This is a genomic window from Veillonella sp. T14073-2 (assembly GCF_002959875.1).
Lineage (GTDB): Bacteria > Bacillota > Negativicutes > Veillonellales > Veillonellaceae > Veillonella > Veillonella infantium.
This window is the reverse complement of sequence record NZ_PPDC01000001.1, coordinates 324,933-332,389: the sequence shown is the minus strand read 5'-3', so window position 1 is coordinate 332,389 and position 7,457 is coordinate 324,933. Positions and strand designations below refer to the sequence as shown.

6 protein-coding genes are annotated in these 7,457 nt (G+C 38.5%); 4 read left to right on the top strand and 2 right to left on the bottom strand.

Annotated features, from left to right (window positions below):
• The coding region (gene tnpA, locus VCHSUH04_RS01625) for an IS200/IS605 family transposase (RefSeq protein ID WP_146104557.1) at nt 1-238 on the top strand (238 nt) is incomplete at its 5' end.
• Between the two features lie 168 nt (nt 239-406).
• On the opposite strand, the gene VCHSUH04_RS01620 is transcribed toward tnpA, so the two are convergent.
• Together VCHSUH04_RS01620 and VCHSUH04_RS01615 are read right to left on the bottom strand one after the other, a co-directional pair.
• A complete protein-coding gene (locus VCHSUH04_RS01620; RefSeq protein WP_105085056.1) occupies nt 407-1,783 on the bottom strand; it encodes an S-layer homology domain-containing protein in 1,377 nt (458 codons plus the stop codon).
• Nucleotides 1,784-1,961: 178 nt separating this feature from the next.
• Nucleotides 1,962-3,839 carry an S-layer homology domain-containing protein gene (locus VCHSUH04_RS01615; protein WP_233188222.1) on the bottom strand — a complete coding sequence of 626 codons (1,878 nt, stop codon included), beginning with the start codon at nt 3,837-3,839 and terminating at the stop codon, nt 1,962-1,964.
• Nucleotides 3,840-4,364: 525 nt separating this feature from the next.
• Here VCHSUH04_RS01615 and VCHSUH04_RS01610 point away from each other — a divergent pair.
• Genes VCHSUH04_RS01610 through VCHSUH04_RS01600 form a run of 3 tightly spaced genes read left to right on the top strand, consistent with a single transcriptional unit; the run spans nt 4,365 to nt 7,288 of the window.
• Entirely contained in the window at nt 4,365-5,102 is a 738-nt protein-coding gene (locus VCHSUH04_RS01610; protein ID WP_105085055.1) for a (Fe-S)-binding protein, read from the top strand.
• A gap of 12 nt (nt 5,103-5,114) precedes the next feature.
• Nucleotides 5,115-6,560, top strand: coding sequence for a LutB/LldF family L-lactate oxidation iron-sulfur protein (locus tag VCHSUH04_RS01605; protein WP_038124682.1), 1,446 nt, complete (start codon nt 5,115-5,117; stop codon nt 6,558-6,560).
• The gene (locus VCHSUH04_RS01600; protein WP_105085054.1) at nt 6,560-7,288 is read left to right on the top strand and encodes a lactate utilization protein C; all 729 of its coding nucleotides are present in this window, start codon (nt 6,560-6,562) and stop codon (nt 7,286-7,288) included. Before VCHSUH04_RS01605 ends, VCHSUH04_RS01600 begins: the two co-directional genes overlap by 1 nt.
• Nucleotides 7,289-7,457: the final 169 nt, after the last annotated feature.

Sequence of the window (7,457 nt, the reverse complement as noted above, 5' to 3'; positions counted from 1 at the left end):
TTCATCTTTTATGGGATATCTAAAGGGTAAAAGTGCACTAATGATGTTCGATAAACACGCAAACTTAAAGTATAAATTTGGAAATAGACACTTTTGGTCCGAGGGATATTATGTAAGTACGGTAGGTTTAAATGAAGCTACCGTAAAAAAATATATACGTGAGCAAGAGTTACATGACCAGATGAAAGATAAACTTAGTGTAAAAGAATATGAGGACCCTTTTAAGGGTAGCAAGTAATACATATCCCCTTTAAGGGGAGCGTTACGAGTCAATGGCTATGCGGCTTGAACGTAGTGAAAGCCAGCGCCTTTAGACGCTGGCCTAGTACTACGGGCTTATAGCTCGTGAGCAAACCACCCGTTTTACGGGTGGTTCTGATTATTTTTTATTATTGAGTTTATTTAATTATTTATTTGTTGTATCGTAGTAGTTTACGCGTGGAGGCAATGGGAATTGGATCGCTGCATCCGCTTTTACTGTCTCTGGTTCTGGTAATTCTACGACTACATTGTTTTTAAATTTCTTTTTGAAAGCTTTCACAGTGTCCTTTTGAACGGAGTCTGCTGTGATGATAAGAGCGCTTGTATCGTCATTAGGACGTATGGAAATGATATTACCTTTTGGCTCTTTAGCTTTGTATAAATCAAGAGCATCGGATTGATAATCTTCAAGTTGCGCTTGATTTAATTTACCTTGAGATACTACAAGAGCACTTTCAAGTTGTGGATCTTGAGTTTCAGAAATTGCATGAGCCACAGCATCAGCTTTTTTCTTATCTGTTAAAGAAGCATGTAATTTTCCACCATCCCAGAAGAGGGCACCGTCTTGACGGAATTTAGTGAAGTCATTGCCATAGCCTAATGTTTTGTCGATAATAGTAGCTGTTTTGCTTTCTACTTGTTGTTTGAACAATGTATTGTGGAAGGCAAGTGCTTGCTCTGTTTGTGTCATGCGGTATGCAATCTCAGCTGCTTCAGCACGAGTTACATATTTTTCAGGGTTGAATAATGTGCCAGGAGCGTAGTTTGTGAAGCCAAGGTATGCAAGTTCACGAACTGCATCTTGAGCCCAAGGAGCTACGAATTTTTGGTCTCCATAAGCAATACTATCAAGTGCTGTTGGATCCTCTGTTGTGTATCCTAAGTAGTGAATGTAGTTGTCTGCTACTACAGCAAATTCTTGGCGAGACATATATTTTTCAGGTTTATATGTGTTATCGCCATAACCGCTGATAATATTTTTGCGCGCTACAGATTCGATGGCAAGAGCGGACCAACGATCAGATGTAATATCTTTAAATTTGCTAGATAAGAAGGCTGCTGTACCATCATCTGTGATGTTGTTGAAGAGAGCAGCTACTTCTTCACGAGTCATAGGTTGGTTAGGTCGGAATGTACCGTCAGAATAACCTTTCATAAGATTTGCTTTTGTTACAGTACTGATAGAGTTGGCAGCCCAGAAATCGCTAGGTACATCAGAGAAGATGTGGGCACGGATTTTTTGAATATCTTGAGGCGTACCAATAGATGTATTTACAACTATAGGTGTGGCAGCTTTAGCAGCATCAAATTTAGAAGACTCTACTTTAGTTGCTTCTACGTTAGTAACATCTGTTTTTGGTGTAACTGCTTTTGTATTGTCTGCGGTAGACGCTTCAGCTTTAGTGGAGGCTACTGCAGGAGCATGAGTTGTAGTATTAGCAGAAACAAAACTAAGGCCTGTTGTAGCTAATAGTGTGCCTAAAACAAGGGCACGTAATACATAAGGGGTATTCTTGTACATAAAAATCCTTCCTAATTATGGTAAATGGCTAACGTTTTATAGCCGAAGAATATAAACTTTTACCAACAAAAAAATCTATATCCATTATATAGCGAATAATAAGGCATGCATAGAGATATAAACAAAGCAGCGTAATACTAAACGTATACGCTGCCTTGGCTAGTTGAGTGAACGCCGATTAGCGTTTTACTGTCATTTTTACTTTGGAACCGAATAATTTAGACATTCCTTGTTGAGTTTCTTTAGATGCAGTTGTTACAACAGCATAAAGTTGGTTGTTTTCTACATCAGGGAATGTAGCTAGGATAGTACCAGCTTTTTCATTTTTGTTGTAGTAGTTGCGGAAGTTCGCATCGATTGCATCGTATTCAGTTTGGCTGTATTGGGATGGCTCAACTACAACATAGTTGTTTACAGTAGAATCACCACGTGCAGCAAGGTTAGCTTTTACTGTGGAGATATCGCTATCTGTTTTCAATGCTACGTGCAATTGATTATCGCGCCAGTACATTACACCGTAATCTTGGAACGCTTCTTCTGTTTTATATGTTTTATTCAATTCATTGAATACTTTATCTTCTAAAGCAGCTTGTTGTTTTTGATCAAGTGCTTTTAAAGTGCTACGACGAACAGGGCGAACTGTGCGAGTAGGTTCAGTTTTTTGAGCTACTGCAGCATTTTTGTTGCCTTTTACATCTTTTTCAGCTTTTTTTGCATCAGCTTTTACTGTTTTGTCAGCTTTAGCTACATCTTTTTTAGCATCTTTGTTTACTTTAGATGCATCTTTTTCTGTTGTATCAGCTTTTTTTACATCTTCTTTTACAGCTGGCTCAGTTTTTGTTTCAGTTGCAGTATGTTTTGGTGTTGCAAGGCCAGCACCGTTAAGCATGCGGTTCAAAATTGTAGCTGCTTGTGCTCTTGTTACAGGTTGTTTAGGGTTAAAGTTTTCTGTTGCCCCAGATGCTACAATGCCACGTTGTGCCATGTATTGAATATCTGCCAAGTAAGCAGAGGAAATGCTAGCTTCGTCTTTGAAAGTAACCTTTTCTGTTTTTACAGGTGTAGAAAGGTTTAACTTCTTAGCCAAGCTTGCTGCGGATGCTACGAATTGTTCGCGGTCCATAGTTTTGCTAGGTGAAAAAGCTGTTTTAGATGTGCCTTCCATTACGCCTGCAGCACTTACTAATTTGATAGCGGAACTAGACCAGCGATCTGCTTCTACGTCAGAGTAGGATGTAGAAGATTCTTTTGTTACGATATCAGCTAATTCTTGTTCATTTAAGTTATGTTGTAATACTTTGCCGTAAATAGCAGCTGCTTGTTCACGAGTGATTTGAGCACCAGGTTTGAATGTGTTATCTGCGTAACCAGAAAGGTAACCAGCTTGTGTCATTGCTTGGATAGCATCGCGAGCCCAGTTATCTTTAGTGTCAGGATATACACCAGCAGGTAAGTTTTCTTTAGCTTTTACAGCTTTTTTACCTTCTACTTTCGCAACATCTTCTTTAACATCATTTTTTACAGATGTATCAACGCGTTTAGCGTCGTTTTTTACGGAAGTATCTACGCGTTTAGCGTCGTTTTTTACGGAAGTATCTACGCGTTTAGCGTCGTTTTTTACAGATGTATCTATGCGTTTAGCATCATTTTTTGCAGACGTATCAACATGTTTTGCATCGCTTTTAACAGATGCATGAGCATGCTTAGTATCGTGTTTTACAACTGTAGTTGCATGTTTAGCATCATTTTTAGCAGATGTATCAACACGTTTAGCATCGTTTTTTACGGAAGTATTAACGCGTTTAGCGTCATTTTTTACAGATGTATCAACACGTTTAGCATCGTTTTTTACAGATGTATCTACACGTTTAGCATCATTTTTAACAGATGTATCAACGCGATGTTCGTCAGATTTAGCAGCTACTTCAGCTTTTGTAGCTGTACTAGATATTTCAGATTTTACATGAGCCGCAGTTGTTTCGGCGTGAGCCATGCCGAATGTGGAACCGAGGGCTAATGTAATTGCCAAGGATAAAGATAATTTATTTAGTTTCATTGAAAAGGCTCCTTTCAAACTATACTTATATAAAATAAATTATAACACTTTTTAAATTTATACACTACTATAAGAAAATGTAATATATAAGGATAAAAATTACATGAATTTGAAATTTAAAGCCTATTTATATAAATATTCAATGAATTATAAGTAAATAACGATATGAGAACCATTGAAAATTGCAAAATGATAAATATTCCCAAAATCTAGAATTTAAGGGACTTTTACAAGAATAATTTATAAATAAGGAGGCGTTTGTGATAAAATGCAATGTTTGTTATTACAAAAAGTCATAACGATATGAGAAATAAAAGGGTACATACTAATATAGCAATCCTTTGGACATTTTCTATATGATTAATTTATAATTATATCGATAAAGCTTTTGAATATTTATTTGAAAGCATAAGTAATGTTTCGGGCGGAAAATTATTGAAAAACTTTCACTAGAATTCTTGCCATAACACATACATATCAAAATTTTTTATTAGGTTAAGTACTAGAAAAGACGAGGACGATAATATGAAAATTCATCTTTTCCAACAGTGTTTGATTGACATGTTCTACCCACATGTAGGCATGGCTGGTGTAGAAGTACTTGAAAGATTAGGCTGCGAGCTCGTAGTGCCTAAGAAACAAGTATGTTGTGGCCAAATGTTCACTAACTCTGGTTACAATGAAGCAGCTATGGATGCAATTAAGAATACAATCGAATGCTTCGAAAACGCTGAATATGTAGTCAGCATGTCCGGCTCTTGCGCATTTGCAATCCGTGATGAATATCATCATTTCTTGAAAGATCAACCTGAGTGGTTGGCTCGCGCAGAACGATTGAGCGGCAAAATTTATGAATTCACTCAATTCATTACTGATGTATTGGGTGTAGAGGATGTTGGAGCACGCTTTAACGAATCCGTTACATACCATACTTCTTGCCACGTTACTCGTTTGATGGGCGTTAAAGAACCTCCATTCAAACTCCTTAAAAATGTTAAAGATATCAACTTGATTGAATTACCACGTGCAGACCGTTGCTGTGGTTTCGGCGGTACATTCTCTGTTAAGAATCCTGAAATTAGTGAAGTTATGACACGCGAAAAAGCATTGGAAATCGCTGGCACAGGTGCTAACGTTATTTCCGGTTCTGACCAAGCGTGCTTGATGAACATCGCTGGTATGCTTGACCGTCTTCACAAAGAAGGCGAAATCGATCGCCGTATCAAAGTAATGCATATTGCTGAAATCTTAAACTGCCGTTAAGGAGGAGACGACATGGCACTTATATATGACAATCGCCCCTATAAAACACGTATAAAAGAATGTTTGGCTGATGATTTCAAAGTTGCAGCTATCAAAAAAGCACAAGACGTGTTTTATGATAAACGTAATACAGTAGTTGCGGACGTTCCTGAATGGTTAGATTTCCGCGCAGAAGCAGCTAAACTTCGCGATCACGTTCTTAACAATTTGGATTACTATGTAAACCAATTCGCTGAAAACGCTGAAAAAGCTGGTTCTAAAGTTCACTTTGCATTTGACGATAAAGAAGCAACTCAAATCGCTTTGGATATCCTTCGTGAACGGGAAGCCAAAATGATCGTTAAATCCAAAACTATCTTAACTGAAGAAATTGGTTTGAACGAAGTTCTTGAAGAAGCTGGTATCGAAGTAAACGAAACTGACTTGGCGGAATTCATTTTGCAAACTGCAGTGAGCCCACCATCTCACATCGTAGTACCAGGCCTTCACTTTGAACGTAATAAAATCCGCGAAATCTTCGCTGAAAAATTAGGTTATACAGGTACTGAAAACCCTACTGAAATGACTCACTTCGTACGTGGTTATGTACGTGAACGCTTCTTGAAAGCTGACGTAGGCGTTAACGGTTGTAACTTTGCAGTTGCTGCATCCGGTACTTGTACTATCGTTTCCAACGAAGGTAACGGTCGTATGGCTAGCTCCATTCCTAAGACTCAAGTAATCTTCTTGGGTACAGAACGTATCGTTCCTGACTTCAAAGCTCTTGACGTAATGATGGAAATGTTGAACCGCTCTGCAGTAGGTGCTAAAATTTCCAACTACTTCTCCATGATGACTGGTCCTGGTCGTGCTGGCGAAGCTGACGGTCCTGAAGAAACTCATATCATCATTATCGATAACGGTCGTTCCGGTATCTTAGGTGGTACATTCCAAGAAATGTTACGTTGTATCCGTTGTGGTGCATGTATGAATATCTGTCCTGTATACCGTCACATCTCTGGTCATGGTTATGGCTCCGTATATCCAGGTCCAATGGGTGCTGTATTGACTCCATTGTTCAAAGGTTACGACGTAGCAGGCGATCTTCCATATGCTTCCACATTGTGCGGTGCATGTACAGAAAACTGTCCAGTAGCTATTCCATTGCATGAATTATTGATGGAACACCGTCATATTATGGCTGACATCGAAAAAACTCGTCCGAAAGCAGAAGAAGCAATCTTCACTGCAGCGGCTAAGATGTTTGGTAACTCCACATTATTCGACCTTGGTACAAAAGCTGGCGCTATCGGCATGAACTTGATTAGTAACAAAGAAGGCAATATGCCTACATGGACTCAAGCTATTCCAGTTATGAACGGCTGGACTAAATCTAAAGAAATGGGTACATTGAAGTTTAAGAAATTCCGTGACTTATATGCTGAACATGAAAAGAACAAGAAGAAGGAGAAAAAATAATGGATGAAGCTAAACGTAAACAATTTATTGCACGTTTATCTCGTGCATTAGGCCGTGATCAAGAAATGTGCCCTGCATTTGTAGAGGGCTTTGATTACAGCCATGGTCCTCAAGAAACTATGTTCAAAGATTTGAATCAAGATCAAATTTTGACAATGTTTAAGGAACAATGTCAACGTGTTGGTACAAAATTCGTTGAAACTACACCTGATAAATTAGGTGAAACAATTTTGGCAGCTATTGAAGACTGGGGCAATGGTAAGATTGTATTCCCAAGCACTCCTGAAGTAGACGAATATAAATTAAAAGAATTATTCGAACAAGATGCAGCTAATAATGGTGGCACTCGTACATACTTCCAATGGGACCCAGCTAAAGGCCGTGAAGAATGTATCTCCAACACTGCCAATGCAGATATCGGTATTACATTCCCATACTGCGGTATTGCTGAAACAGCTACTGTAGTACAAGCATCTGGTGAAGAATCTGGTCGTGCTATCAGTTTGTTGCCTACAACACATATTGCTGTATTGTACACTGATACAATCAACCCACGTATGACTCAAACTATGGAACATTTGGCTGAACGTTATCATAACGATCCATCCAAATTCCCTACAAATATCTGCTTGATTTCTGGTCCTTCCCGTACAGCTGATATTGAGTTGGTTACTGTAGATGGTGCTCATGGTCCTATCCAAGTAACTTACGTTTTGGTTAATCGCTAATACATTAACTAGGTATAGCTATAACTGAATAATTTTAAAGGTGATCTTCCTTAGGAAGGTCACCTTTTTTATATGTGTTAATTTCTATTGTGATGTAGAGCTCTCTTGGGACTGTATAGGTAGCTGTAGAACTATGGAGATTAACGTGTTTATGGAGCTTGCAGATTCT